General features: G+C 70.0%; 22 protein-coding genes. 8 read left to right on the forward strand and 14 right to left on the reverse strand.

Annotated elements, in window-relative coordinates:
• The first annotated feature begins 2 nt into the window (after positions 1 to 2).
• On the forward strand, positions 3 to 365 hold the full coding sequence (locus tag SALPAC6_RS0117705) for a cupin domain-containing protein (protein ID WP_026189793.1): 363 nt from the start codon (positions 3 to 5) through the stop codon (positions 363 to 365).
• 2 nt (positions 366 to 367) lie between these two features.
• Positions 368 to 664 (forward strand): antibiotic biosynthesis monooxygenase family protein, encoded by a 297-nt coding sequence (locus tag SALPAC6_RS0117710; RefSeq protein WP_018254707.1) that lies wholly within the window; start codon positions 368 to 370, stop codon positions 662 to 664.
• A 106-nt stretch (positions 665 to 770) separates the two neighbouring features.
• Here SALPAC6_RS0117710 and SALPAC6_RS0117715 read toward each other — a convergent pair whose 3' ends face one another.
• The gene (locus SALPAC6_RS0117715; RefSeq protein WP_018254708.1) at positions 771 to 1,958 is read right to left on the reverse strand and encodes an NAD(P)/FAD-dependent oxidoreductase; all 1,188 of its coding nucleotides are present in this window, start codon (positions 1,956 to 1,958) and stop codon (positions 771 to 773) included.
• Positions 1,959 to 2,039: 81 nt separating this feature from the next.
• A complete protein-coding gene (locus SALPAC6_RS0117720; protein WP_018254709.1) occupies positions 2,040 to 2,984 on the reverse strand; it encodes an RNA polymerase sigma-70 factor in 945 nt (314 codons plus the stop codon).
• 80 nt (positions 2,985 to 3,064) lie between these two features.
• On the opposite strand from SALPAC6_RS0117720, the gene recD2 reads away from it, so the two are divergent.
• Positions 3,065 to 5,293 (forward strand): SF1B family DNA helicase RecD2, encoded by a 2,229-nt coding sequence (gene recD2, locus SALPAC6_RS0117725; RefSeq protein WP_018254710.1) that lies wholly within the window; start codon positions 3,065 to 3,067, stop codon positions 5,291 to 5,293.
• A 76-nt stretch (positions 5,294 to 5,369) separates the two neighbouring features.
• On the opposite strand, the gene SALPAC6_RS0117730 is transcribed toward recD2, so the two are convergent.
• Positions 5,370 to 7,073, reverse strand: a complete 1,704-nt coding sequence (locus SALPAC6_RS0117730; RefSeq protein WP_026189794.1) for a bifunctional metallophosphatase/5'-nucleotidase — start codon at positions 7,071 to 7,073, stop codon at positions 5,370 to 5,372.
• Between the two features lie 285 nt (positions 7,074 to 7,358).
• Between SALPAC6_RS0117730 and SALPAC6_RS0117735 the strand changes: the two genes are divergently transcribed.
• Positions 7,359 to 8,780 carry a sensor domain-containing diguanylate cyclase gene (locus tag SALPAC6_RS0117735; protein WP_018254712.1) on the forward strand — a complete coding sequence of 474 codons (1,422 nt, stop codon included), beginning with the start codon at positions 7,359 to 7,361 and terminating at the stop codon, positions 8,778 to 8,780.
• A 4-nt stretch (positions 8,781 to 8,784) separates the two neighbouring features.
• Here the strand turns inward: SALPAC6_RS0117735 and SALPAC6_RS0117740 are convergent, their stop codons facing one another.
• Positions 8,785 to 9,846 (reverse strand): aspartate-semialdehyde dehydrogenase, encoded by a 1,062-nt coding sequence (locus tag SALPAC6_RS0117740; RefSeq protein WP_018254713.1) that lies wholly within the window; start codon positions 9,844 to 9,846, stop codon positions 8,785 to 8,787.
• 3 nt (positions 9,847 to 9,849) lie between these two features.
• Positions 9,850 to 11,115 carry an aspartate kinase gene (locus SALPAC6_RS0117745; protein ID WP_018254714.1) on the reverse strand — a complete coding sequence of 422 codons (1,266 nt, stop codon included), beginning with the start codon at positions 11,113 to 11,115 and terminating at the stop codon, positions 9,850 to 9,852.
• Between the two features lie 236 nt (positions 11,116 to 11,351).
• Here SALPAC6_RS0117745 and SALPAC6_RS0117750 point away from each other — a divergent pair, with 236 nt between their 5' ends.
• A complete protein-coding gene (locus SALPAC6_RS0117750) occupies positions 11,352 to 11,954 on the forward strand; it encodes a nitroreductase family protein (protein ID WP_018254715.1) in 603 nt (200 codons plus the stop codon).
• Between the two features lie 144 nt (positions 11,955 to 12,098).
• Entirely contained in the window at positions 12,099 to 13,874 is a 1,776-nt protein-coding gene (leuA, locus tag SALPAC6_RS0117755; RefSeq protein WP_026189795.1) for a 2-isopropylmalate synthase, read from the forward strand.
• Positions 13,875 to 13,979: 105 nt separating this feature from the next.
• Here the strand turns inward: leuA and SALPAC6_RS0117760 are convergent, their stop codons facing one another.
• Positions 13,980 to 15,482, reverse strand: a complete 1,503-nt coding sequence (locus SALPAC6_RS0117760) for an MFS transporter (RefSeq protein ID WP_018254717.1) — start codon at positions 15,480 to 15,482, stop codon at positions 13,980 to 13,982.
• 144 nt (positions 15,483 to 15,626) lie between these two features.
• Between SALPAC6_RS0117760 and SALPAC6_RS0117765 the strand changes: the two genes are divergently transcribed.
• Both SALPAC6_RS0117765 and SALPAC6_RS0117770 read left to right on the forward strand, forming a co-directional pair.
• Positions 15,627 to 16,235, forward strand: a complete 609-nt coding sequence (locus SALPAC6_RS0117765) for an HNH endonuclease family protein (RefSeq protein ID WP_026189796.1) — start codon at positions 15,627 to 15,629, stop codon at positions 16,233 to 16,235.
• Positions 16,232 to 16,684 carry a hypothetical protein gene (locus SALPAC6_RS0117770; protein WP_018254719.1) on the forward strand — a complete coding sequence of 151 codons (453 nt, stop codon included), beginning with the start codon at positions 16,232 to 16,234 and terminating at the stop codon, positions 16,682 to 16,684. The genes SALPAC6_RS0117765 and SALPAC6_RS0117770 overlap by 4 nt, the downstream gene beginning before the upstream one ends.
• 54 nt (positions 16,685 to 16,738) lie before the next feature.
• Here the strand turns inward: SALPAC6_RS0117770 and SALPAC6_RS0117775 are convergent, their stop codons facing one another.
• The 8 genes from SALPAC6_RS0117775 to SALPAC6_RS0117810 form a co-directional block, all read right to left on the reverse strand.
• Entirely contained in the window at positions 16,739 to 17,854 is a 1,116-nt protein-coding gene (locus SALPAC6_RS0117775) for an ABC transporter ATP-binding protein (RefSeq protein WP_018254720.1), read from the reverse strand.
• Entirely contained in the window at positions 17,847 to 18,896 is a 1,050-nt protein-coding gene (locus SALPAC6_RS0117780; protein WP_018254721.1) for an ABC transporter ATP-binding protein, read from the reverse strand. The genes SALPAC6_RS0117775 and SALPAC6_RS0117780 overlap by 8 nt, the downstream gene beginning before the upstream one ends.
• Positions 18,897 to 18,963: 67 nt before the next feature.
• The gene (locus tag SALPAC6_RS0117785; RefSeq protein ID WP_018254722.1) at positions 18,964 to 19,926 is read right to left on the reverse strand and encodes an ABC transporter permease; all 963 of its coding nucleotides are present in this window, start codon (positions 19,924 to 19,926) and stop codon (positions 18,964 to 18,966) included.
• Positions 19,923 to 20,927, reverse strand: coding sequence for an ABC transporter permease (locus SALPAC6_RS0117790; RefSeq protein WP_018254723.1), 1,005 nt, complete (start codon positions 20,925 to 20,927; stop codon positions 19,923 to 19,925). The genes SALPAC6_RS0117785 and SALPAC6_RS0117790 overlap by 4 nt, the downstream gene beginning before the upstream one ends.
• A 75-nt stretch (positions 20,928 to 21,002) precedes the next feature.
• Positions 21,003 to 22,664 (reverse strand): ABC transporter substrate-binding protein, encoded by a 1,662-nt coding sequence (locus tag SALPAC6_RS0117795; protein ID WP_018254724.1) that lies wholly within the window; start codon positions 22,662 to 22,664, stop codon positions 21,003 to 21,005.
• Between the two features lie 306 nt (positions 22,665 to 22,970).
• On the reverse strand, positions 22,971 to 23,564 hold the full coding sequence (gene recR / locus SALPAC6_RS0117800) for a recombination mediator RecR (protein ID WP_018254725.1): 594 nt from the start codon (positions 23,562 to 23,564) through the stop codon (positions 22,971 to 22,973).
• 7 nt (positions 23,565 to 23,571) lie between these two features.
• Positions 23,572 to 23,880: a YbaB/EbfC family nucleoid-associated protein gene (locus tag SALPAC6_RS0117805; protein ID WP_018254726.1), complete on the reverse strand. Its 309-nt coding sequence runs from the start codon at positions 23,878 to 23,880 to the stop codon at positions 23,572 to 23,574.
• A 119-nt stretch (positions 23,881 to 23,999) separates the two neighbouring features.
• Complete coding sequence (locus tag SALPAC6_RS0117810) at positions 24,000 to 26,417, reverse strand: DNA polymerase III subunit gamma and tau (RefSeq protein ID WP_018254727.1); 2,418 nt, start codon at positions 26,415 to 26,417, stop codon at positions 24,000 to 24,002.
• Between the last annotated feature and the right edge of the window lie 12 nt (positions 26,418 to 26,429).

A 26,429-nucleotide genomic window follows, 5' to 3' on the forward strand; every position in this document is an offset into this window, starting at 1 on the left:
CGATGAAAAGTCTGCACGAAATCGGACAGGAACTCCTGACCCGCGCTCACGAAGCGTCGTCCGGGCGAGCCACGGCTGCGATCAATGCAGATCACCGCAGCCTGAAGCAGCTGGTGCTGGCACTGTGCGCCGGGTCGGCGTTGAGCGAGCACGAGAATCCAGGGCAGGCCACCCTGCAACTGTTGTCGGGAACGGCCGTCGTGCGTACCGCCGAGACGGCGTGGCGCGGCTCCGCGGGCGACTACCTGGTGATTCCAGACCGCAAACACGACCTGCGAGCCGTCAGCGACATCGTCGCCATCCTGACGTTCGTCAAAGACCCCGAACACTCTGAGCCACCCGCGGCGACCGACCCAAAGGAGTAACGATGAGCATCGTCAAAATCAATGCGATCGACATCACCGAAGGTCACGGTGACGAATTCGTCGAACGGTTCTCGGCCCGCCCAGGCAAAATCGAACATGCGGATGGGTTCGAGGGCTTCCAGGTACTGCGTCCCACCGACGACCGCACGACCTGGTTGGTGGTCACCCAGTGGCGTGACACCGAGGCGTACGACGCGTGGTACGCCACCCGCCCGCATCGCGCCCCCGAGTCGGTGACCTACGCCGACAAGTGGGCGCTGTGGTCCTTCGACGTCCTCACCGCGGCGGAGCCCGCCTGAGGCCGCCCCGCCTGGCCTGGGTCAGAACGAACCCCGGCCAGGCGGGACAGGCAGTGGATGTGCACGACACGGGAACAGGCCCGGTGGTGACGAGCACTTCACCAGCTCACGCGGATGCGGTGCGCCGCTCCTTCCGGATCACAGCGGTGCGGCGGCGACGGGCCGGTAGCAGCAGCGTGGGGTGGAAGACGCTCCAGGCCGCTCCCTTACAGACCATTTCCTTGTAGCGGGCTGCCATCCTCCCGGCGAGGAACGACGCTTTGGCGCGGTCATCGGCGGTCACGAACTGGATGAGTCCGTCCCGCCGGCCGAGGCTGATGCACTGGTTGAAGTAGCGGAGCGAGACCTTTGGCACCTCCTGACCGGTCAGGCGCGCGGCGATGGCGTCGGCGGCCTGCCAGCCCATCGGAATTCCGGAGGCGCAGGACATCCGAAGTGGCTGACCGCCAGGCCCCTGGGCGAACGCGGCATCACCGACCGCATACACGTCGGGATGCGAGATCGCGCGCATGCTGGCGTCCACGATGATCTGTCCGGTCTCGGCGAGCTTCAACGGCGTGGCGGCGGCGATGGGGTGAACGGCGAAGCCCGCCGTCCAGACGGTCACCTGAGCCGGAATGGCTCGGGCGTCGCCGGTGACCGCGCTCTCCTCCGCAACTCCGACGACCTCGGTGTGCTCGTGCACGGTGATGCCGAGCCGGTCACAGACGCCTCGCAGGTGGCGCCGCGCCCCGATGTTCAGCCAGTCGCCGAGGCCGCCGCGGGCGGCGATCGCGACGGCGAGGTCCGGCCGCGTCTCGGCGATCTCGGTGGCGGCTTCGATGCCGGTGAGTCCACCTCCGACGACCAGGACGTTCCCGCCAGCGGCGAGGCGGACCAGGCGATCGCGCAGCCGCAGGGCGGACTCCCGTCCGGCGATGTCGTACGCGTGTGTGGCGACGCCGGGAACCCCCTGGTCGGCACCGGTGCTACCGAGGGCGTAGACGAGGGTGTCGTAGCCGATCTCGTCCGCGCCCTGCTGACCCACCAGCGTGACGACCTTTTCGTCGAGGTCGACGGCGGTGACTCGACCCAGGAGCAGCCGTACGTCCGTACCCGCGTAGAGGTCGTGCAGTCGGCGGGGGGTGAGGCGTTGTCCGGTCGCGAGCTGGTGCAACCGGACCCGCTCCACGAACTCGGCCTCGGCGTTGACGACAGTGATCTCGACGTTGTCGGGGTGCAGCCGCCGGGCGAGGCGCCCGGCGGCGGTGGCTCCGGCGTATCCGGCTCCGAGGACGACGATGCGGTGTTTCATGATCTCACTCCTGTCTCGATGCGTCCGCTTCCTGAACCGGATAGCGACGCGATTGCTGACAGGAGTCGGCTATGAGCTGGGTCACCAGGTTTCGATGACGGGTGCACCGGGCTCGACCGCGGACCAGCGGTGGGTGGCGCGGGCAAGCTTGTCGGGGTTGACCTGGGTGTGGATGGCCGCGATGCCCTCCCCGGTCACCTGCAGCGACATGATGGCGACGACCTGGTCGCCGGTCACGACCACCACCGCGGGACCGCCGTTGGCGACGCCGGCGTAGACAGCGGGTCGGCCGCCGATCCGGTCGCGTTTGGCTTGGGTGGGAGCGAAGAGGCCGCGCAGGAACCTCGCCACCGCCAGCGCTCCGGCGATCGGCGTGGTCCGGGCCGGGATCTTGCCGCCGCCGTCGCCGACGCTCGTCGCGTCCGCGGTCAAGAGCTCGACGAGCCGCTGAACCTCCCCACTGGTGGCGGCTACCAGGAACTCCTCGACGATCTTCCGCGTGCTGGTCGCGTCCACGTCCGCGCGCACCCGGTCGGTGCTGATGTGTTGCTTCGCCCGCCGGTAGATCTGTTGGCAGTTCGACTCGGTGAGGTCGAGGAACTCGGCGATCTCACCGTGCGAGTAGCCGAAGGCCGCCCGGAGCACGTACACGACCCGCTCGTTGGCCGAGAGCCGCTCCAGCAGGACGAGTACCGCCATTGAGACCGCTTCCCGCTGCTCGGCGGTGTCGACCGGGCCGAGCATCGGATCTCCGGTGAGCAGCGGCTCGGGCAGCCACGTGCCCACATACGCCTCGCGCCGGGCGCGCGCCGAGGTGAGCTGGTTGAGGCAGAGGTTGGTGAGCACCTTGGTCAGCCACGCCTCGGGCGTCTGGACGTGCCGGCGATCGGCGGCCTGCCAGCGCAGGAAGGTGTCCTGGACCGCGTCCTCGGCGTCGCTCGCCGAGCCGAGCAGCCGGTAGGCGATCGCCTCCAACCGAGCCCTGGAGCGCTCGAACAGCTCGACCTCGTGCGAACTCAGCGGCATGGCCCGACAGTAACCACAAGAAGTTACCGCCCGGAGAAGGGCTGAGGCGGAGCGCCGCGCTGCCGCCGGAGTACGGCAGGATGGCCGACGTGACCGCCGCCGCCCCCCGTCCCGCCCTGGCGACGCTCGAGGCGGTGCTGGAGCGGCTCACGTACGTCAACGAGGAGACCGGCTACACCGTGGCCCGGGTCGCCACCGACCGCAGTGGCGATCTGTTGACGGTGGTGGGTGCGCTGCTGGGCGCCCAGCCGGGGGAGAGCCTACGGCTGCACGGGCGCTGGTCCTCGCACCCCAGGTACGGCCGGCAGTTCGAGGTCGACTCCTACACCACGGTTCTGCCGGCCACAATCCAGGGCATCCAGCGCTACCTCGGCTCGGGCTTGGTCAAGGGCATCGGACCGGTCTTCGCCGAACGGATCGTCGCTCATTTCGGCGTGGAGACGTTGCGGGTCATCGAGGAGGAGCCGGCCCGGCTGGTGGAGGTGCCGGGGCTGGGCCCGAAGCGCACCGCGAAGATCACCGCGGCGTGGGCGGAGCAGCAAGCGATCAAGGAGGTCATGGTCTTCCTCCAGGGGGTCGGCGTCTCGACCTCCCTCGCCGTACGGATCTACAAGCAGTACGGCGATGCCGCCACCGACGTGGTCACGAAGGAGCCGTACCGGCTGGCGGCCGACGTGTGGGGCATCGGCTTCAAGACCGCCGACACCATCGCCCAGTCGGTCGGCATCCCACACGACAGCCCGCAGCGGGTCATGGCTGGCTTGCAGTACACGCTCTCCGAGGCCACCGACAACGGTCACTGCTACCTGCCCGAACCGGAGCTGGTCGTGGACGCGACGAAGATCCTCGACGTGCCGGCCGACCTCGTCACCCGCTGCCTGGACGACCTGGTCGCCGAGGAGGGCGTCGTCCGTGAGCCACTACCGGGCGGCGACGCGGAACCGGTCCGGGCGGTGTACCTGGTGCCGTTCCACCGGGCGGAGCGATCTCTCGCCACCAGCCTGCTCCGCCTGCTCGGCGACGGGGCCGATCGGTTGCCCCACTTCGCGGGCGTCGACTGGGACAAGGCCCTGACCTGGCTGAAGGCGCGTACCGGCAACGACCTCGCCGCCGAGCAGGAGCAGGCGGTCCGGCTCGCGCTGACCTCGAAGGTCGCGGTGCTGACCGGCGGGCCGGGGTGTGGCAAGAGCTTCACTGTCCGTTCGATCGTCGAACTGGCCGCCGCCAAGAAAGCCAAGGTCACCCTGGTGGCCCCAACCGGGCGGGCCGCCAAACGCCTCTCCGAGCTGACCGGGCACCCCGCCGCCACGGTGCACCGCCTGTTGCAGCTACGCCCGGGCGGGGACGCCTCCTACGATCGGGACAACCCCCTCGACGTCGACCTGCTCGTCGTGGACGAGGCCTCCATGCTCGACCTCATCCTGGCCAACAAGCTCGTCAAGGCCGTCCCACCCGGCGCGCATCTGTTGCTGGTCGGCGATGTCGACCAACTCCCCTCCGTCGGCGCCGGCGAGGTGTTGCGCGATCTGCTCGCCGCTCCGGCCATCCCGCGGGTGCGGTTGACCCAGATCTTCCGCCAGGCCGCCCAGTCCGGCGTCGTCACCAACGCCCACCGCATCAACGCCGGCCGCCCGCCCCTGCTCCAGGGCCTGCCGGACTTCTTCCTCTTCGCCTGCGACGACACGGAGGCCACCGCGGACCGTACCGTCGATGTCGCCTGCTCCCGCATCCCCGCCAGGTTCCGCCTCGACCCCCGCCGGGACATACAGGTCCTCACCCCCATGCACCGCGGCCCCGCCGGCTCGGGTGCGCTGAACACCCTGCTCCAGCAACGACTCACCCCGCATCGGGAGGGGCAGCCGGAGCGGCGAGCCGGCGGGCGGGTGTTCCGCATCGGCGACAAAGTCACCCACATTCGCAACAACTACGACAAGGGGCAGGCTGGTGTCTTCAACGGCACCCTCGGCATCGTCACCCAGCTCTCGACCGAGGAGCAGACGCTGACCGTCCGCACCGACGAGGACGAGAGCATCGACTACGACTTCGACGAACTCGACGAGCTGGCCCACGCCTACGCCATGACCATTCACCGCTCACAGGGCTCCGAATATCCGGCGGTCGTCATCCCGCTGACCACCAGTGCCTGGATGATGCTGCAACGCAACCTGCTCTACACCGCCGTCACCCGCGCCAAACAACTCGTCGTCCTGGTCGGCTCCCGCCGGGCCCTCGCCGCCGCGGTCCGCACCGTCGGCGCCGGCCGCCGGCACACCGCCCTCAACCACCGACTGGCCGTCGCAACGCCCTGATCGGCGAGAAGCAGCGGACAGAGACGAGGACGGGCCCCGGTGTTCCCGGGGCCCGTCTGGGCAGGAAGGCGGGGCGTCAGCGGCCGGGCTCCCCGGTGGTACGGATCCGGTCCAGTGCCGGGGCGGAGACCGGCGAGGTAGCGGTCAGGTACGCGACCAGTGCGTCCAGGTCGATCTGGCCGGTGGCCGGGTTGGTGCCATCGGTGAGCACGGAGAAGCCGTCACCCCCGCCGGCCAGGAAGTTGTTCACCGTGACCCGGTAGGTGCCGTCGGTCTCCACCGGCACGTCGGCGAAGGTCAGGCTGCCGCGGACCACGCGGGTGCCGGCGCAGGGGTCGTCCGCCGGAGCGGTGCTGCCGGCCGGATCGACGAGATACCGGACCGTGGCCGACGGGTAGAGCACCCGCTCGGTGACGAACTGCTGCTCCAGCAGGCAGTAGAGCTGCTCGCCGGAGAGGTCGAGGGTCACCAGGTTGTTGGTGAACGGCTGCGCGGTGAACGCCTCCTCGTAGGTGACCGGGCCGGCGTCGAGGTCGGCCCGGACACCGCCCGGGTTCATGAACGCGGCGACGGCGTTCTGGTCCCCCTCGGTGGCCCAGAGCTGGGCGTCGGCGATCAGGTTCCCGAGGGGGGACTCCCCGCGAACGGCGTCGAAGAGGGTCTCCTGCGTCCGGGTGATCGCCTCGGTGGTCTCACCGACCTCCCGGCCGGCGACCGGGCCGAGGACGGCCTGGTAATGGTCGATCAGCGCGGTCTGGGCCGGGTCCTCGGCGACGTCCCGGGTGACCACCAGGTTCTCGGCGGTGGCCCGCAGCACGTCCCCGGTCCGTCGGTCGATCTTCAGGTCGATGTCGGTGATCAGCCGGCCGTACGAGCTGGCGCTGGTCACCAACGTGTTGTTGACCTCGCAGTTGTACGCCTGGTGGGTGTGCCCGCTGACGACGACGTCGATGGACCGGTCCATCCGGTTGACGATGTCGACCACCGGGCCGGTGAAGTCGACGCAGTCGTTGATGCCACCGGCACCGGCCTGGTTGCCACCCTCGTGCAGCAGCACCACGATGGCCTCCACGCCCCTGCGACGCAGTTCCCGCGCGTACCGGTTGGCGGTCTGCGCCTCGTCGGCGAAGGTCAGGCCGGCGACGCCGTCCGGGCTGACGATGTCCGGCGTGCCCTCGAGGGTCATTCCGATGAAACCGATCTTGACGCCCTGCACCCGGTGGATGGCGTACGGGGGCAGCAGCGGCCGGCCGGTCTCGGTCACGAAGGCGTTCGCGGAGAGATACTGGAAGTCAGCGCCCCGGTACGGGGTGCCGTCGGCACAGCCGTCAACCGGGTGACAGCCACCATGCTGGATCCGCAGCAGTTCGTCGGAGCCCTCGTCGAACTCGTGGTTACCGACGCTCGCGTAGTCGAGCCCGGCCTGCGACAACGCCTCAATGGCCGGCTCGTCGTGGAAGGCCGCCGACAGCAGCGGGGAGGCACCGATCAGGTCCCCGGCGGCGACCGTGATGGTGTTCTTCTTCTTGCTGGCCTTGCGCAGCTCGGCCAGGTGGGTCGCCAGGTACTCGACCCCGCCGGCCGGCTGGTCCTCGATCGTGCCACTGGAGCCACCGGGCGGTTCCAGATGGCCATGGAAGTCGTTCAGGGCGAGCAGCGTGACGTCGACCGGCTTCGGCCCGGCGTCCGCCGCTTCGGGGGTGGTCGCGACCGCGCCGAAGGCGGCCACAGCGAGTGCGGTCAGGCCGATCGCGGCCCGACGCATCCCAGGGATGGACATGGAACTCCTCGGGGGAACCGGCGCGGAAACATCCGGGCTAGGCACACCCACCATTTCGCGCCATCGGCAGGATTCGGACACCGGCGGCGGGTACCGCCACCAGCACCGGGGAAAGCCTCTCATCGCTCTCGCCACCAGTCGACCGGGCGGCACGGCACAGCTGAAGAATCGGGCGTCCTGCCCGCTGGTACGCCGGACCGAGCAGACCGGGGTGCCGCGACCGGCTGGCTACCCTGGATCACGACACCGGCAGCGGCCGCACCTCCGACCTGGGACGACATGCGAGTGGATCACGAGCGAATCATCCGTGACGGCACGGCCCGCCTACCGATGGCGTCGACCGTTGCTGAGGCGTGCCAGTGGACCGTCGCCACCCTGGCCCGATCCACCCCGGCCACCATCTCGGTGCTGTTGGAGGTCCACGACCGGCTCCGCTGCATCGCGGCCACCGGGTCGTGGCAGGTCTTCTCGACCGTCCCGCCGGCGGCGGGCGTCGCCGGTCGGGTGCATACCACCGGTCGCCCCGCGGTCATCACCGATCTCGGCGAGGACCCGGATCGCCTCCCGGTCCGCCCCGATGCCACCGGTGAGGTCTGCGTACCGGTGCCCGGCCCAGCGGGCCGACCGGTCGGCGTCCTCGACCTGCTCTGGAGCCAACCGACGGACCTGGTGGCGTGGCGGGACACCGCCGAACGCCTCGCGGAACAGCTCGGTGCGCGGATCGTCGCACTCGGCGGACCGCCGACGGAGACCCGAAGCGAGAAGCTGTTGCGGCACGCCGCCGCGCTGGCCACCGCCGACACCGAGCGGGAGCTGCGACACGCGGCCAGTACGGCCGCTCGGGACGTGTCAACGCTCTCCACCGCCGTTCTGGTGCTCGCCGGGCAGCGGGGGCCCCGGCTGTGCGCGCCGACCACCAGCCCCGACGAGTTGGAGGCCCGGGTCCGGGCCGCGCTCTCCGCGGCCGGCCCGGAGGCGCTGGCGCCGATGGTCGACCTGGCCCACCGCTACGGTGCCGGTTACACCCTCGGTGAGACCGAACCGTCGGCTACCGACGACTATGCTCCACTGCGCCGCGCGGGGGTGCACACGCTGGTGACGGTGCCGCTCGGCGCAGCCGACGAGGCCGGATTGCTGCTGGTCGCCGACGCACGGCGGCTCCGACCCGACCCGACCACCGTCAACCTGCTGGAGTTGCTCGCCGGCCAGACCGGTAGCGCCCTGAACCGGCTCCGGACCGTGGCTCGGCTCCGCGAGCGGGCGAGCTCCGACCCGTTGACCGGGTTGCGGCACACCGGGCCGTTCGGGGAGCGGATCGCCGCGGCCACCCCCGGGCGTACGGCCCTGCTCGCGATCGACGTGGATGGCTTCAAGACCGTCAACGACACGTACGGCCATCAGGTCGGTGACCGGCTGCTGGTGGGGCTGGCACGGGCGTTGGAGGGCGCGTTGCGCCAGGGTGACGAGCTGTACCGGACCGGTGGCGACGAGTTCGCGGCAGTGATCGAGGTGAACCGCCCCGAGGAGGCGGTCCGGGTCGCCGAACGCCTCACTTCGGCGGCGCGCCGAATTGGCCGCACCATCAGCGTGGGTGTCGCCCTCCCGCACCCGGACGAGCCCGCCGGCCACGCCCTCCACCGCGCCGACCAGGCGCTCTACCGGGTGAAACGAGAGGGCCGCGACGGCGTACGCCTGGCCGCCGCCTGAACCGTCAACGCTGCGTCACTTCGCTGGCCAGGAGTTCAGCGATCTGCGCCGCGTTCAGGGCGGCACCCTTGCGGAGGTTGTCCCCGGTCACGAAGAAGTCGAGCGCACGAGGGTCGTCCAGGGCACGGCGGAGGCGGCCGACCCAGGACGGGTCGGTGCCGACCGCGTCGATCGGCATCGGGAACTCGCCGGCCGCCGGTTCGTCCACGAGGATCACGCCAGGCGCGTTGCGCAGCACCTCACTGGCCCCCTCAGCATCCACCTCGGTGCCGAAGACAGCGTGCACCGCCACCGAGTGCCCGGTGACCACGGGCACCCGGACGCAGGTGGCGGTGACCTTCAGATCGGGCAGGTCAAGGATCTTGCGTGAGTCATTACGCAGGGTCACCTCTTCGGAGGACCAGCCGCCGTCGCTGGGCACCCCGGCCCAGGGCACCACGTTCAACGCGAGGGGTGCGGGGAAGGGGCCGAGGTCGTCCCCGACCGCCTGCCGGACATCTCCGGGGCGGGAGCCGAGCCCACGGTCTCCGACAATCTTGACGAGCTGGCGGTGCAGGGTGTCCACCCCGGCTTGCCCGACATCGGAGACCGCCTGGTAGGACGAGAGCACCAGCTCCCGCAGGCCGTACTCGCGGTGCAGTGGCGCCACCGCGACGATCATGGCGAGGGTCGCGCAGGTCGTGTTGGCGACGATGCCCCTGGGCCGGTTCCGGACCTGCTCCGGGTTGATCTCGGGGACCACCAACGGAACGTCGCGTTCGGTCCGGAATGCGGCCGTGTTGTCCACCACGATGGCACCCCGGTCAACCGCGATCGGCACCCACTGGGCCGAGACCGCGTCCGGAACGTCGAATACCGCCACGTCAACGCCGTCGAAGACCTCCGGGCTCAGCGCCTGGACGGTCAACTCCTCGCCCCGGCAACACACCGTCTGCCCGACTGACCGGGCGGAGGCGACGAGTCGGATCTCACCCCAGACGTTCCGGCGGCCGGTGAGCAGCTCGCACAGGATGGTGCCGACCGCGCCCGTCGCCCCGACCACAGCCAGGGTGGGCTGCGACGCCACGGGCTACCGCCCCGTCCCCGCGTACACGACCGCCTCGGTGTCACCACCGAGCTCGAAGGCGTCGTGGATGGCGCGTACGGCGTTGTCCAGGTCGGTGTCACGGCACACCACCGATACCCGGATCTCCGACGTGGAGATCATCTCGATGTTCACGCCGGCCTGGCCGAGGGCGGCGAAGAAACCGGCTGCCACGCCCGGGTGAGAACGCATCCCGGCACCGATCAGCGAGACCTTGCCGACGTGGTCGTCATAGAGCAGGCCCTTGAACTTGACGCTGTCCTGGATCTTGCTGAGCGCGGCCATGGCGGTGGGGCCGTCGGTCTTGGGCAGGGTGAACGAGATGTCCGTCCGGCCGGTGCCCTCGGTGGAGACGTTCTGCACGATCATGTCTATGTTGATCTCCGCACCAGCGACGGTGTCGAAGATCCGCGCAGCCGCACCCGGTTCGTCGGGCACCCCGACGATCGTGATCTTGGCTTCGCTACGGTCGTGGGCGACTCCGGTGATCAGCGCCTGTTCCACGGGAAGGTCCTCCATCGATCCGGTGACCATCGTGCCGGTGTTGGTCGAGTATGACGAACGGACGTGGACCGGCAACCCCGCCCGGCGGGCGTACTCCACGGCGCGCAGCGCCAGAATCTTGGTGCCGCAGGCGGCGAGCTCCAGCATCTCCTCGTAGGTGATCTGTTGGATGTGCCGGGCGTCCGGCACGATCCGCGGATCTGCGCTGAAGACGCCGTCGACGTCGCTGTAGATCTCACACACATCGGCGTCGAGCGCGGCGGCGAGAGCCGCGGCGGTGGTGTCCGAACCGCCCCGCCCCAGGGTGGTGACGTCCTTGGTGTCCTGCGACACGCCCTGGAAGCCAGCGACGATGACCACCGCGCCCTCGTCGAGGGCGCCCTTGAGCCGCCCCGGCGTGACGTCGATGATCCGCGCCCGACCGTGCACCGAGGTGGTGATGACACCGGCCTGCGAGCCGGTGAACGACCGCGCCTCGTATCCCAGGTTGTGGATCGCCATCGCAAGCAACGCCATCGAGATGCGCTCCCCGGCGGTGAGCAGCATGTCCAGCTCCCGGCCGGGCGGCAACGGACTGACCTGGTTGGCCAGGTCGGTCAACTCGTCGGTGGTGTCGCCCATGGCGGAGACCACCACCACCACGTCGTCACCAGCCTTGCGGGCGGCGACGATCCGCTCAGCCACCCGCTTGATCCGCTCGGCGTTGTCGACGGAGGATCCGCCGTACTTCTGCACCACGAGTGCCACGACGGCGCACTCCCTCCCAGTGATCCTGAGCGTGCCGACGCCGCCGACGGAGCCGGCGGCGTCAGGTCAAGACGCCCTCAGGGTATCCGGCGGACCATCCGATCGGGTCGCGTGATCCCAGCATCCGGCCCCGAGCGCCGCAACGCTCCGGACAGCGGACCGTTACGGGTGCCTTTTCCCACATTCACCCGCCCCCAACCAAATAGACAAAAGCCCTATAGGGGATGGTTCTTCCTATGACCGACCTCACCCCGCTGATTGCCTTCCGGTGGAGCCCCCGGTCCTTTGACCCCGACGCCGATCTCGGCCCGGCCGAGATCGACCTCCTCCTGGAGGCGGCCCGGTGGGCGCCCTCGGCGGCGAACCGGCAACCATGGCGCTTCGCCCTCGGCCACCGGGATGACGAGACGTGGAAACGGATCATGGTGAACCTGCCGGAACGGGACCAGCGGTGGGCGGGCCGCGCCGCGCTGCTACTACTCGCCGCGCACCTCACGCCCGCCACCGAACCGGCCGCGGAGACCGCCTACGACCTGGGACAGGCCGTGGCGCAGCTAACCACGCAGGCGACCGCGCTCGGGCTGCACGCCCGCCAACTACGCGAGCTGGACCGCGCCGGCCTCACCAGCGAGCTCGAACTCCCCGCCACCATCCGGCCCGCCGCGGTGGTGGCGATCGGCCGGCTCGGTAACCCCCTCGACCTCCCCGCCGACCTGATCGAGGCAGAGACCGGCCTCCGACGGCGTCGACCCGTCGCCGACCTGCTGCTGGCCCACCCGACTGCGACCCCCATCTCACAGTCCGGGCGATCCTTCCCAGATCTGTCCCCCGCCACGTAGGGTGACGCTGTCATGTGGCAGGCATTGCTTCTCCTTGGTCGCCGCGGCGAGGCCTGACGGCCGGCACCTCGCCGCGGGGTCGAACCGCGCCGCCCGCTCCGACCCATCCTTCGGCGCCCCGCCGACCTCGACTGCTGACGTCGCATGACCACGGAGGCACTCCGCATGACCCACCCTGCTGGCACCCCCGACGCTGAGACCGATCCCATCGCCCGGCAACGCCCCAGCCGGATGCCGTACCACCGCTACCAGCCCTACCAACGGCAGTTCCGCACCGACCTACCGGACCGCCGCTGGCCCACCCGGCAGGTCGAGACCGCGCCGCGTTGGTGCGCGGTCGACCTGCGAGACGGTAACCAGGCCCTGATCGACCCGATGTCCCCCGAGCGCAAGCGCCGGATGTTCCAGCTCCTGGTGCAGCTCGGCTACAAGGAGATCGAGGTCGGCTTCCCCTCGGCCAGCCAGTCCGACTACGACTTCGTCCGGCAGCTCATCGAGCAGGACCTGATCCCCGACGATGTCACTATCCAGGTGCTGACGCAGTGCCGGGAACACCTGATCGACCGCACCTTCACGGCACTGCGGGGTGCAAAGCGGGCGATCGTGCACTTCTACAACTCGACCTCAACACTGCAACGTCAGGTCGTCTTCGGGCTGGACCGCGACGGCATCACCGACATCGCGACCACCGGCGCCCGGCTCTGCCAGAAGTACGCGGAGATCCACACCCCGGACACCGACATCCACTACGAGTACTCCCCCGAGTCGTACACCGGCACGGAGCTGGACTACGCCGTGGAGGTCTGCGCGAAGGTGATCGAGGTCCTCGACCCGACCCCCGACCACCGGCTGATCGTCAACCTGCCCGCAACCGTCGAGATGGCGATGCCGAACGTCTACGCCGACTCGATCGAGTGGATGCACCGACACCTGCCCCGCCGAGACAGTCTGGTGCTCAGCCTGCACCCGCACAACGACCGGGGCACCGGTGTGGCCGCCGCCGAGCTGGGCCTGCTGGCCGGCGCGGACCGGATCGAGGGCTGCCTCTTCGGAAACGGCGAGCGCACCGGCAACGTGGACCTGGTCACCCTGGGCCTGAACCTCTTCTCCCAGGGCATCGATCCTATGATCGATTTCTCGAACATCGACGAGATCAAACGCGCCGTCGAGTACTGCAACCAGCTACCCGTGCACGACCGCCACCCGTACGCCGGTGATCTGGTCTACACGGCCTTCTCCGGCTCCCACCAGGACGCGATCAACAAGGGGTTCGACGCCCTCGCGGCCTCCGCCAACACCGCCGGGATCCCGGTCGAGCAGCACCCGTGGGCGGTGCCGTACCTGCCGATCGACCCGAAGGACCTGGGTCGCACCTACGAGGCCGTCATCCGGGTCAACTCGCAGTCCGGCAAGGGCGGCGTCGCGTACATCATGAAGACCGAGCACCAGCTCGACCTGCCCCGCCGGCTCCAGATCGAGTTCTCCGGCGTGGTTCAGCAGGTCACCGACGACAGCGGCGGCGAGGTTGACCCCCAGACCATGTGGGAGATCTTCGCCCGGCAGTACCTGCTCGACCACCAGGCGAACCCCACGGTCACCCTGACCGACTACACGCTCGGCACGGTGAACGGCAAGGTCGAGTTCGAGGCGCTGGTCGGGCACGGTGGCGGGCAACACGCCGTCACCGCCATCGGCAACGGCCCGGTGGACGCGTACGTCAACGCGCTGCACTCCCTCGGCGTCAACGTACGCGTCCTCGACTACCACGAACACGCCCTCTCCTCCGGCGGCGACGCCCAGGCGGCCGCGTACGTGGAGTCCGAGGTGGATGGCCGTACGGTCTGGGGCGTCGGCGTGGACGCCAACATCGTCACCGCCACCATCAGGGCGGTGACCAGCGCCGTCAACCGCGCCCACTGAGGGCGCCGGGGCCCGGTCCGGGTCGGCCTCCACCCGAGGTCAACCCGGACCCCGGCCGCCTGCCGGCCGTACCGGCCGACCTCGATCGGGCCGTCCCCGGAGTCGTCAGGCGGCGGTCCCCGAATTCCGCTCCCGCCCGGTGGCGGCCGGCAGGGCCTGGCAGGGCTGCGACGGTGGCGGCGCCCGGCGCGGACGGCGCACGAAGACCACAGCCAGCGCCGCCCCCATCAGCAGCAACGCGGCACACCAGGCCAACGCGCCCCGGTAGGCAGCGGTCAACTCGTCCGGCCGTTCGTAGTCGGTGCCGGAGAGGCCGACCAGCAGCGGCAGTGCGGCCACCGCGAGCAGCCCCCCGGCACGCGAGGCGGCGTTGTTGAAGCCACTCGCCACTCCGGCGAACCGGTCCGCGACGGCGGCCAGCACCGAGGCCGTCAACGGCGCCACCACCAGGGCCAGGCCGATCCCGAAGAGAAGCACCCCCGGCAGCACGTCCCGCCAGTAGGACGCCTCCGCCCCGACCTCGCGGAGCAGAAGCAGTCCGATCGCGGACACCACCGGCCCCACGGTCAGCGGCAGTCGGGGCCCGATCCGGGTCGCCAGATCACCGGCGATCGGTGAGCCGACCAGCAGCAGCACGGTCACCGGCAGCAGCGCGACGCCGGTGGCCAGCGCTGACCAGCCGGCCACGTTCTGGAGAAAGACGGCGACGAAGAAGGTGAACCCACCGAGCGCCGCGTAGATCACTACGGTGAAGACGTTCAGCACGGAGAAGAGTCGGCTGGTGAAGAGCCCGGTCGGCAGCATCGCGGTCTCCCCCCGGCGTCGCTCGACCAGCACGAAGGCCACCGAACCGAGCACCCCGGCCGCGACCGCGAGCAGCACCGCCGCAGACGTCGCGCCCCGAGCCGGTGCGTCGATCAGCGCGAACGTGATCCCGGCCAGGGCGACCGCCCCCAGCACCGTGCCGAGCACGTCGAACCGCCGCCGGCCCGACCCCTGGGTCCGGGTCCGCGAGACGCTCTCGTCCCGGCTCTCCGGCACCCAGCGCAGGGCGGCCAGCAGCACCAACGCGGCCAACGGCACGTTCAGGAAGAAGATCCACCGCCAGGAGAACTGGTCGATCAGCCAGCCACCGACGAAGGGGCCGATCGCGGTGGAGACGCCGGAGAAGCCAGCCCAGGTGCCGATCGCCCGCCCCCGGTCGTCCGGGTGGAAGCTGGCCTGCAGGACCGACAGGGAGCCGGGGGTGAGCAGGGCCGCTCCGGCGCCCTGCAGGAGCCGGGCCGCGATGAGCTGCTCGGTGTCCTGGGCCAACCCGCACAGCACCGACGCCACGGTGAACCACACCACCCCGACCAGGAAGACCCGCCGCCGGCCGAACCGGTCCCCGAGCGCCCCACCGAGCAGTACGAACGCAGCGAGCATCAGCAGGTAGCCATTGACCGTCCACTGTAGGTCTGAAACGGTGGCGTCGAGGTCCTCACCGAGGCGGGGAAGCGCAACGTTGACCACGGTGCCGTCGAGGAAGACCATGCCGGAGGCGAGCACCGCGGCGAGTAGCGTGCCGACCCCCGCAGGGGTACCCAGCCGAAGTGAGGGTGACGTCATGGCCCCAAGGTTGCCCCGACCCGATCTCGAAGCGGCTACGAATCGCCGAAACCGCCCGCCGAGATACTGGGCGAGAGCGCTGAAAGCCGCCAAGCTAAAGAGGTGCCGTCTCTGCGTACCAGATCCGCATCGCTGCTCGCGACAGTGCTGGCGCTCAGCCTGGCCGGCTGCGTCCCGGCCACCACACCGGAGCCGACGCCCACCAGCGACGGTGGGAACGCGATGGAGAAGCTGGCCGAGCTGACGGTAGCCAGCGCCGGCTCGATGAAGGGCTACAGCCGCGACCGCTTCCCCCACTGGCGGGGCACCGGCAAGAACTGCGATGTCCGGGACACCGTGCTCGCGCGCGACGGAGAGAGCATCAAGCTCTCCGGCTGCAACGTGGTCGGTGGGCGCTGGGAGAGCGTCTACGACGGCCTGGTCCTCACCGACCCCTCCGAGGTCGATGTTGACCACATGGTGCCGCTGGCGAACGCCTGGCGATCCGGGGCCGACCAGTGGACCGACGCGAAGCGGGGTGACTTCGCCAACGACACCCGGCTGCCGCACCTCTTCGCGGTTTCCCGCACCGCCAACCGGTCAAAGGGTGATCAGGATCCATCCCAGTGGCGACCGGCGAACCGGTCGTACTGGTGTCGCTACGCCGAAAGCTGGGTCACGGTGAAGCATCACTGGCAGTTGTCGGTGAACACCGACGAGAAGACCGCGCTGGCCGACATGTTGGCGGGCTGCACCGGGGGGAGCCGATCATGACCAGCGCCGGGACGGACCCGACACCGCACCCGCCCCCGGGAGCCGACAACGACGCGACCGGTGGCCTCGCCCCGGGCAGCGCCGGGATGACGGCCGACGGCGCGGCCAGTGCCGCAGTACCCGGCGCCGGAATGAGCGCGGAGACCACCGGCGCCCCGGCGGGCGGCACTCCCGGCTCCGGGATGCGGGCCGACGGCGGATCCCGGGTCCGCAGCGCGGAGATCGTCCCCGGTCCGGGCGGGGTGATGACCGACGAGGTCGGCGTGGTCACCGGCGAGCTGACGCTCCGCACCGAGTACCTCGACGGCCAGGTCACCCTGCGGGTGCAGTACCGCGAGGCCGACGAGTGGTACGTCGTGACCGGTGGGCGGGCGACGCTGCCTGACCCGGCCGGCCTCGATGCGGTACACACGATCGCTGTCGCCCTGCTCGACCGCCCCGACGGCTGAGCCGGGCCGCGGAGGCAGCCGATCCCGGCTGCCCCGCGACCCGGCTTCGCCGGCTCAGCCGTCGGTGGAGTCCGCCTTCACGGTCGGGGCCGGGATCGGCACCGACTCCGGGGCTTCGCCGCCGTCGGATGCCCGGGTGACTCCCGCCCCGGCGTGGTTCGGACGGAGTTCCTCGCTGGCGATCCGCTCGGCCCAGTGGCAGGCCACCCGACTGCCACCGATGTCGCGCAGCACCGGCCGTTCGTCGGCGCAGCGGGTCGGCTGGGCCCACGGGCAGCGGGTGTGGAACCGGCAGCCCGCCGGCGGGTTGGCCGGCGACGGCAGGTCGCCGGCGAGCAGAATCCGCTCCCGGCGGTCCTCCACATCCGGGTCCGGCACCGGCACCGCCGACATGAGCGCCCGGGTGTACGGGTGCAGCGGCTCGGTGTAGAGCCGGTCACTCGGGGCCTCCTCCACCAGGGCACCGAGATACATGACGCCGACGGTGTCGGAGATGTGCCGGACGACGGCCAGGTCGTGCGCGATCACCAGGTAGGTGAGGCCGAGGCTCTCCTGCAGTTCATCGAGGAGGTTGACCACCTGCGCCTGGATCGACACGTCCAGGGCGGACACCGGCTCGTCGGCAACGATCAGCTCCGGACCGAGAACCACCGCCCGGGCGATACCGATGCGCTGCCGCTGCCCGCCGGAGAACTCGTGCGGGTAGCGGGACAGCGCCCACCGGGGCAGGCCCACCTTGTCGAGCGCCTCCCCGATGAGCGCGCGTCGCTCGTCTCGGTTGCCGCCGATACCGTGGGTCTGCAAACCCTCGGTGAGGATCGACTCGACGTTCTGCCGTGGGTCCAGGCTGGACATCGGGTCCTGGAAGATCATCTGCATCCGACGACGCATGGCGCGCAGCCGGGCCGGCGGCAGCGTGGTCAGCTCGACACCGTCAAAGACGACCTCGCCGCCGGTGGGTGCGGTCAGCTGGAGCAGCGCCCGGCCGAGCGTCGACTTCCCGCACCCGGACTCGCCCACCAGTCCGTAGGTCTGACCGCGCGGGATCCGCAGGTCGACCCCGTCAACCGCCTTCACGTGGCCGATCGTGCGATCGAAGAGCACTCCCCGTTTGATCGGAAAGTGCACCTTCAGGTCACGAACCTCGACGAGGATGTCGTTGTCAGTCACGGGTCTCCTCCTCGTTCCGCTCCGGGCTCGGCGTCCCGGGCTGGCCGGCCTGGGCCGGGACAACGCCGGGCAGCGGCACCGGGTCGACGCAGCGGTAGCTCCGTCCGTCGTGGGTGCGTACCAGCGGCGGCGTCTCGTCGAGGCAGGCGTCCAGCCGCCGGGAGCAACGCGGAGCGAAGGCACAGCCTTCCGGCCAGGACAGCACGTCGCGTACCGAGCCGGGGATCGGGTTCAGCGGTTCGCCGCGCCCACTGTCCAGGCGGGGCACCGAACCGAGCAGACCCGCGGTGTACGGGTGCCGTGGCGTACGGAAGAGGGGACGTCGGCGGGCGGTCTCGACCACCCGACCCGCGTACAGCACGTTGATGCTGTCACACATGCCGGCGACCACCCCAAGGTCGTGGGTGATCATGACAAGCGCGGTGCCGGACTCCTGGACCAACTCCTTGAGCAGCTCCAGGATCTGCGCCTGGATGGTGACATCCAGCGCGGTGGTCGGCTCGTCGGCGATCAGCAGCCGGGGACGGCAGGCGACCGCCATCGCGATCAACGCCCGTTGCCGCATCCCACCGGAGAGCTGGTGCGGATACTCCTTGAGCCGCCGGTTCGGATCTGGGATGCCAACCCGGTCCAACAGCCCGACCGCTTCCTTGCGCGCCGTGTCACCCGTCATTCCCCGGTGGCGGGCAAGCACCTCGGTCACCTGCAACCCGATCGGAATCACCGGATTCAGCGAGGAGAGCGGATCCTGGAAGATCATCGCTACGTCGCGCCCACGGATGTCCCGCCGGGCCCGGTCGTCGAGTCCGAGCAGGTCGGTTCCGTCGAAGACCGCCGTGCCGCCGATCCGGGTGCCGGGCCGTCGGGGCAGCAGCCCCATGATCGCCATCGAGGTGACGCTCTTGCCGCAGCCGGACTCACCGACCAGACCAACGACCTCGCCGGCGTCGACCGAGAAGGAGACCCCGTCAACCGCGTGCACCGTACGCTGCCCGCGCCGGGCGAATGTGACGCTCAGGTCATTCACGTCGAGCAGTGCCATTACCGGCCCTCCGTTCGCACCTGCGGGGCTCGGGAACCCGTTTCTCGGGCTACACACATGCCGGGACCTACTTCCGCAGCTTCGGGTCGAGGGCCTCACGCATCGCCTCACCGAGCAGGGTGAAGCCCAGCGCGGTGATGATGATCGCTACCGCTGGGAAGATCGCCAGTGCGGGTCGAATGCCGAGGTACGGCTGTGCGTCGGCGAGCATCACACCCCACTCGGGCTGTGCCGTGTCCGGGTTGCCGAGGCCGAGGAACGAGAGCGCGGCGGCCTCGATGATCGCGGTGGCCAGGGTCAGTGTGGCCTGCACGATGACCGGAGCCAGCGAGTTCGGCACGATGTGCGTCAGCGCAATCTTCGGCTTCCGGACACCGAGCGAGGTGGCCGCGAGCACGTAGTCGCTGTTCGCCTGCGCGATCATCGAGACCCGCAGCAGCCGGGCGAAGACCGGCACCGACACCATGCCGACCGCGATCATGACGGTGCTGAGACTCGCCCCGAGCAGGGCGGCGATGCTGACCGCGAGCAGGAGGCTGGGCAGCGCCAACATCATGTCGATGATGCGCATGAGTACGTTGTCGACCGCGCGTCCCCAGCGGCCACCCAGACCCGCGGCCGCGCCGGCGACACCGCCGATCAGCGCGCCCACGGCCAGTCCGATCAGGGTGGCCACCACGCCGACCAGCAGGGTCTGCCGGGCACCGACAATCATCCGGCTGAAGACGTCCCGGCCCTGGTGGTCGTAGCCGAACCAGTGCTCGGCGGAGGCGCCGGGGATGATGCCCTGCCCCGACTTCACCACGCCCTCGCGGATTCCGATGGTGTCCTTCGGCTCGTAGGGGACGAAGAACGGGCCAATCAGCGCCACCAGGACGAAGACCGTCAGAATGACCGCGCCGATGATGGCGGCGGGGTTCCGCCGCAGCCGCCGGAACGCCTCCTGCCAGAGGCTGACCCCCCGCTCGTCGTCCCGGTTCACCAACTCGGCGAGCCGGTCCAACCGCTCCTTCTTACCTGTGATCGTCATCGGACCCTCACCCTTGGGTCGATCAGGCTGTAGGAGAGGTCAACCAGGAGGTTCACCAGCACGTACACCACCGATATGATCATGATGAAGCCCAGCAGCACCGGGTAGTCGCGCTGGCCGATCGCCTCGTAGATGAAGGCCCCGATACCAGTGAAGGCGAAGACGGTCTCGGTCAGCACGGCACCGGAGAGCAGTCCCCCGGTGAGCAGACCGATCGAGGTGACCACCGGCAGCAGCGAATTGCGCAGCACGTGCCGGCCCCGCACGGTCCGCTCGGTCAGCCCCTTCGCCTCGGCGGTCCGGACGAAGTCCTCGTTGAGCACCTCCAACACGCTCGCCCGGGTGATCCGGACGATGATCGCCAGCGGGATGCTGGCCAGCGCGATCCCCGGCAGCACCAGGTGCCAGAGCGCGTCCGCGACGGCATCCCACTCCCGGGTCATCAGCCCGTCGAGGACGAAGAAGTTCGTGATCCGGGTCGCGTCGATGGTCGGATCCTGCCGGCCGCTGGACGGGAACCAGCCCAGGTTCTCCGAGAAGATCGCCTTCAGGACGTAGGCCAGGAAGAAGATGGGGACGCAGATCCCGACCAGCGATCCGCCGACCGAGAGATGGTCGATTAGCCGGCCCCGACGGCGGGCGGCCAGGTAGCCGAGGGGGATGCCGATCCCGATCGCGATCACCAGGGCGGTGATCGTCAACTCGACGGTGCCGGGGAAACGCTCCAGGAACTCTTCGACCACCGGGCGCTTGGTCGACGACGAGGTGCCCAGGTCCAGGCGGAGGAGCCGCTGCACGAAGCGGCCGTACTGCACCAGGATCGGCTCGTCGAGACCCATACTGCGGCGAATCGCCGCGCGCATCTCAGGGGTGGCTCGCTCGCCGAGGATGGCGTCCTCGGGGCCGCCCGGTAGACGACGGACCCAGATGAAGAGCAGGAGCGAAAGCCCGAACAGCGTTGGTATCAGCTGGAGCAGGCGTCTGACGATAAACCGGAACACGATGCCTCAGAAGGGTGCGGAGGGGCGCGGGCGGGCGCTGTGCAGCACAGCGCCCGCCCGTTTTCTTGCGTTAGGTCAGGACTTGAACTCAGCGTTGGCGAACCGCTCGTCGGTGAGCGGGCTGGCCTTGATCCCGGTCACGTCCTTGCCGAACACGATCGCCGGCGGTGAGTGCGAGATCGGCACCCCGGGCAGGAAGTCCATGATGGTCTTGTTCAGACCCTTGTACTTCTCCATCCGGTCCGCCACGTCGGCGGTGGAGTCGGCGTCCTGGAACTGCGCGAAGAGGGCCGGGTTGTCGAAGCCCCACTCGTCCTTCTGCCGGTCGAAGAAGGTGCCGATGAAGTTGTAGGCGTCGCCGTAGTCGCCGGTCCAGCCGAGGAAGTGCAGATCGTGCTCGCTACCGGAGGTAGTGGCGTTGAGGTAGTCCGGGCTCCACTTCAGCGGGATCGGCTCGACCGTGATACCAACCGCCTGGAGGTCCGCCGAGACCAGCTCGAAGAGATCCTTCGGGTTCGGCATGTACGGGCGGGTGACCTCGGTCGGGTAGTGGAACCGCAGTGTCAGGTCCGCCGCACCGGCCTCGGCCAGCAGCTGCTTGGCCTTGTCGACGTCGTAGTCGTAGGTGGTGACGTCGCCGTTCCAACCCTCGACCGTGTCCGGGAAGAAGTTCGTCGCGACCTTCGCACCCGGGGGCAGCTTCGAGTCGACCAGGGCCTGCCGGTTGATCGCGTGGGCGATCGCCTGCCGCACCTTGAGGTCGGCCAGCTTCGGGTTCCCCTGCTGGTTCATGCCCAGGTAGAGAATGTTGAACGCCGGCCGGGTCAGGAGATTGAAGCCCTCGCTCTTCAGCGGCTCGACATCAGCCGGCCCGACCAGGTCGTAGCCGTCGATGTCGCCGGAGCTCAGCGCCTGCTTGCGCGCGTTCTCATCCGAGATGGTCTTGAAGATGAGGGTCTTCAGCTTGGCCTTCTCGCCCCAGTAGTCGTCGTTCCGCTCGATGGTGAGCGACTTGTTGGCGATGTCCCAGGACTTGAACGTGAAGGGCCCGGTGCCGGTCGGGTGCGCGGTCGCGTACTCGGGGTACTGGACGTCCGTGGCAGTGCCGCCGACGTTGCTCGCATCGTACTTCTCCAGCGCCGTCGGGCTGTGGATGGAGAACGACGGCAGCATCAGGGCGGCCGGGATCTTGCTGGACACCCGGGTGAAGGTCAGGTCGACCGTGGTGGCGTCCTTGGCGGCGCAGGACTTGAAGAGGCTCTCCGAGAGCCCTTCGTCCTCGTTCTGGGCGAAGCCGCCCATCACGTCCTGCCAGTAGGCGGTCACGTCCGGGCTCTGCATGAGACCCGTGGCGTTGTACCAACGGTTGAAGTTGACACAGACGGCCTCGGCGTCGAAGTCGGTGCCATCGTGGAACTTCACACCCGAGCGGAGCTTGAAGGTCCAGGTGGTGCCGGCCTCGTCCGGAGTCCAGGACTCAGCCAGGCCCGGGCTCACCTTGGTGCCGCCCTCCTCGGGGCGGACCAGGGTCTCAAAGACCTGACGGGCCACGCGCAGCGACTCACCGTCGCTGGCAAAGCTCGGGTCGAGCACCTTCGGGTCACTGGCGACGCCGAAGACAAGGGTGTCGTTGTTGCTACCGCCGGAATCCTCGCGGTCGCTCTCGGCGCAGCCGGCTACCGCGAGGGCCGCGACCGCGACGGCCGCGACAGCAGCCTTCGGCCTGGATGCACGCATGGGTGCTTCACCTCGTCCTTGGGGGTACGGACAACGCGGTGACCGGGGTCACCGATGGCGGGAACCATAGCCGTCCGGCCAAGGGTGCGGAACCTGCTAGATAGACAGTCGATGTGGGATCGTGGCTTTCCCCCACCCAGACCGAAGGATCGAAGGGGAATAGACAACCTTCCCGAATGATCGGTGACCGCGATGCGAAACTGTTACGTCATCCCAGCCCTGACCGGCCCCAGGTGTTAGAACAAGACGACCCCGTTGACCCCGGGTGCCAACGGGGCCAGACCGTTGACCCGGCGCCAACGGGGTTCACATGGTTCGGCGCCCCTCGAAAGCACGACCGAGAGTGATCTCATCGGCGTACTCCAGGTCACCGCCGACCGGCAGGCCACTGGCCAGTCGGGTCACGGCGATGCCCATCGGCTTCACCATCAGCGCCAGGTAGGTGGCGGTCGCCTCGCCCTCGGTGTTCGGGTCGGTGGCCAGGATCAGCTCCCGCACCGCGCCGCCACCCAGCCGGGTCAGCAACTCCCGGACGCGCAGGTTGTCCGGCCCGACCCCCTCCAGCGGGTTGATCGCGCCGCCGAGGACGTGGTATCGGCCGCGGAACTCCCCGGTCCGCTCGATCGCCACCACGTCCTTCGGCTCCTCCACCACGCAGAGCACCTCATCGGTACGGCGTGGATCGCGGCAGATCCGACACTGCTCGGACTCGGCCACGTTGTAGCAGCTGGTGCAGAAGCGGACCAGCTCCTTGACCTTGCGCAACGCGCCGGCCAGCCGGTTGATGTCAGCCGGATCCGCGGACAGGACGTGAAAGGCGATCCGCTGGGCGCTCTTCGGGCCAACGCCCGGCAGCCGACCCAGCTCGTCAATCAGGTCCTGGATGGCGCCCTCGTACATCGTCGACTCAGAAACCGGGCAGGCCGAGGCCGCCCATGCCGCCGGCCACCGGCCCCATCTTCTGGTCGGTCAGCTCCCGGGCCGCCTCGGCGGCGTTACGCACGGCCGCGACCACCAAATCCTCCAGGGTCTCGACGTCCTCCGGATCGACCGCCTTGGGGTCGATCGTGACCGACTTGAGCTCGCCGGTGCCGGCGACGGTCGCGGTGACCAGGCCACCACCCGCGGCACCGGTCAGCTCCGCCTCGGCCAGCTCGGCCTGCGCCTGGGCGATCTGCTGCTGCATCTTCTGCGCCTGCTTCAGCATCTGCTGCATGTTCGGCTGTCCACCTGGGCGCACGAACGGCTCCTTAATCACTCGACCTGCTGCGAACTCTGCTACTGCTCACTGGTGTTGCCTATTTGGTGTTACTTCCCGCCGGCAGCGCCGCCACCCTAACGGGACTCCACCTCGTCGATCCGCTCCGCGCCGAACGCCTCGCGGAGCAGCCGCACCGCCTGCTCCTCACTGGACTGACGGGCGGTCCGCTCATCAATCACCTCGTCCAGCGGCTCGTCCCCCGGATCGAACCCCTCATGCACCACCGCGGAGGCCGGACCACCCCGCGGCGCCCCGTCGTAGTCCGGATCGTACGGCGGCTCACCAGCCCAGTCCGGCTCCGCTATCCGCCGCGGCGCGGCGGCGGAACGCTGCGCCTGCCCCCTACCGGCAGCCGCCGCCCGGGCAGCGGCGATCGCACTACTCGCCGGGGAACCGCTCGGCGCCGACGGCCGGGATACGGCCGCAGGGGCAGGCGCCGCACCCGCGCCGGAGGCCCGGCCAGCACCGGCGGTCGAGCCCCCCGGCCCCGCAACTGACCCCGCCGGCGCCGCTGCTGACGGAGCCGTGGCGGCCGCCCCCGGCCCACCCGGGCGGGCCGTCGCGGGCCACTCCTCGGCTGCGCCACCCGCCGGCTCGGGCGGGGCAGCAGCCCCACCGGGGCGCGCCGGCTCCGGCCACTCCTGCTCCTCGGCGGACCCAGCGGAGCGCCGGGTCGCACCATCGGCCGACCCACCACCGGCCGACGAGCGAGTTGGCGCGGCTGGAGGTGCCGCAGGCTCCGGCCGCGCCGACGCGGTCGCAGGCCGCGTCGGGCTGCTGGCACGGGCCCCGGCAGCGGGTCCGCCGACTCGCTCACCGGCTACCTCGCACCTGATCTGCCAGCGCTCGCCCAGCTCCTCGTGGAGGGACTCGATGAGCAGATCCGGCTCGTTGGCGAGGGCTTGGGCGTGAAACGGATAGCGGAAGGCCAGCACGAGGGTCTGACCGTCGACCTCGTGGACCGTCGCCTCCCGCGCCCAGGCAGCGGCCTTCTTGCTCTTGCGGCCGACCCGGCCGACCACCTCGGGCCAGCGCCGCCGTACCGCGGCCGCGTCGAGCGGGCCCGGGCCGGTCGTACCCGGCCGGGGCGGCTCGGGAGTGGCCGGGTCGGGCATGACCGCCGGCCGGGGGGAGGTACGGCGAGAGTCGTCGGACGCGGCCGGACCCGCCGGACCCTCCGTGCTCGCGGACATCGCGGTAGCCGCCGGGCGAGGCGGGGAGTCGACTGCCGGCGCGGAAGCCGCACCAGCCGCCGGGGCAGGGGCAGCCGGTGCGGAAGACGAGCCAGCGGCCGGCGGGGTGGAGGCAGCCGGCGGGGCGCCGGCACCGGCGAGCGTGAGCCGACGCTCCAGAGTTTCGAGGCGTTGCAGGAGGCCAACGGTCGAGTCGTCGGCACCGGGCAGCAACAGCCGGGCGCAGATCAGCTCCAGCAGCAGCCGGGGCGCGGTGGCACCCCGCATCTCGACCAGGCCGTCGTGCACGATGTCGGCGCACCGGGACAGGGTGCCCGGTCCAAGCCGCTGCGCCTGGGCGGTCATCCGCTCGATCTGGTCGTCCGGGCCGTCCACCAGGCCCTTCGGCGCGGCGTCCGGCACCCGCTGGAGGATGATCAGGTCACGCAGGCGCTCCAGCAGGTCAGCGGCGAACCGACGCGGGTCGTGACCGGCACCGACGATCCGGTCAACCGTGGCGTACGCCGCCGCACCGTCCCCCGCGGCGAGCGCGTCGCACATCTCGTCGATCAACGCCGAGTCGGTGACGCCGAGCAGCGCGGCGGCCCGGGCGTAGGTGACGCCCTCCGGACCTGCCCCGGCGATGAGCTGGTCGAGCACCGAGAGACTGTCTCGGGCGCTGCCGCCACCGGCCCGCACGACGAGCGGGAAGACCGCCGGTTCGACCTGGACGCCCTCGGCCTGACAGAGCTGTTCCAGGTAGGGCCGGAGCACCTTCGGTGGGATCAGCCGGAACGGGTAGTGGTGGGTCCGCGACTTGATCGTGCCGAGGACCTTCTCCGGCTCGGTGGTGGCGAAGATGAACTTGACGTACTCCGGGGGCTCCTCGACCAGCTTGAGTAGGGCGTTGAAGCCGGCCGACGAGACCATGTGCGCCTCGTCGATGACGTAGATCTTGAAGCGGCTCTGCGCGGGCGCAAAGAACGCCTTCTCCCGCAGCTCCCGCGCGTCGTCAACGCCGCCGTGACTGGCCGCGTCGATCTCGATGACATCGATCGAACCGGCACCATCGGTAGCCAACGCCCGACAGGAGGCACAGGTCCCACAGGGCTCCGGGGTCGGGCCGTGCTCACAGTTGAGCGACCGGGCCAGGATGCGGGCGCTGGAGGTCTTGCCACAGCCGCGCGGCCCAGAGAAGAGGTACGCGTGATTGAGCCGCCCGCCGCGCAGTGCCTGCGACAACGGCTCGGTGACGTGCTCCTGCCCGATAACCTCGGCGAAGGTACGTGGCCGGTACTTGCGGTAGAGCGCCAGCGCCACAGCGTCCCGCCT

The organism is Salinispora mooreana (assembly GCF_000379065.1).
Classification (GTDB): domain Bacteria; phylum Actinomycetota; class Actinomycetes; order Mycobacteriales; family Micromonosporaceae; genus Micromonospora; species Micromonospora mooreana.

Coding starts and splice junctions, on each gene's coding strand:
- SALPAC6_RS0117705 (WP_026189793.1), top strand. CDS start 3: ATGAAAAGTCTGCACGAAATCGGACAGGAACTCCTGACCCGCGCTCAC.
- SALPAC6_RS0117805 (WP_018254726.1), bottom strand. CDS start 23,880: ATGCAGCAGATGCTGAAGCAGGCGCAGAAGATGCAGCAGCAGATCGCC.
- recR (WP_018254725.1), bottom strand. CDS start 23,564: ATGTACGAGGGCGCCATCCAGGACCTGATTGACGAGCTGGGTCGGCTG.
- recD2 (WP_018254710.1), top strand. CDS start 3,065: ATGGCCGACGTGACCGCCGCCGCCCCCCGTCCCGCCCTGGCGACGCTC.
- SALPAC6_RS0117750 (WP_018254715.1), top strand. CDS start 11,352: ATGACCGACCTCACCCCGCTGATTGCCTTCCGGTGGAGCCCCCGGTCC.
- SALPAC6_RS0117730 (WP_026189794.1), bottom strand. CDS start 7,073: ATGTCCATCCCTGGGATGCGTCGGGCCGCGATCGGCCTGACCGCACTC.
- SALPAC6_RS0117785 (WP_018254722.1), bottom strand. CDS start 19,926: ATGACGATCACAGGTAAGAAGGAGCGGTTGGACCGGCTCGCCGAGTTG.
- SALPAC6_RS0117770 (WP_018254719.1), top strand. CDS start 16,232: ATGACCAGCGCCGGGACGGACCCGACACCGCACCCGCCCCCGGGAGCC.
- SALPAC6_RS0117710 (WP_018254707.1), top strand. CDS start 368: ATGAGCATCGTCAAAATCAATGCGATCGACATCACCGAAGGTCACGGT.
- SALPAC6_RS0117780 (WP_018254721.1), bottom strand. CDS start 18,896: ATGGCACTGCTCGACGTGAATGACCTGAGCGTCACATTCGCCCGGCGC.
- SALPAC6_RS0117715 (WP_018254708.1), bottom strand. CDS start 1,958: ATGAAACACCGCATCGTCGTCCTCGGAGCCGGATACGCCGGAGCCACC.
- SALPAC6_RS0117720 (WP_018254709.1), bottom strand. CDS start 2,984: ATGCCGCTGAGTTCGCACGAGGTCGAGCTGTTCGAGCGCTCCAGGGCT.
- SALPAC6_RS0117760 (WP_018254717.1), bottom strand. CDS start 15,482: ATGACGTCACCCTCACTTCGGCTGGGTACCCCTGCGGGGGTCGGCACG.
- SALPAC6_RS0117795 (WP_018254724.1), bottom strand. CDS start 22,664: ATGCGTGCATCCAGGCCGAAGGCTGCTGTCGCGGCCGTCGCGGTCGCG.
- leuA (WP_026189795.1), top strand. CDS start 12,099: ATGACCACGGAGGCACTCCGCATGACCCACCCTGCTGGCACCCCCGAC.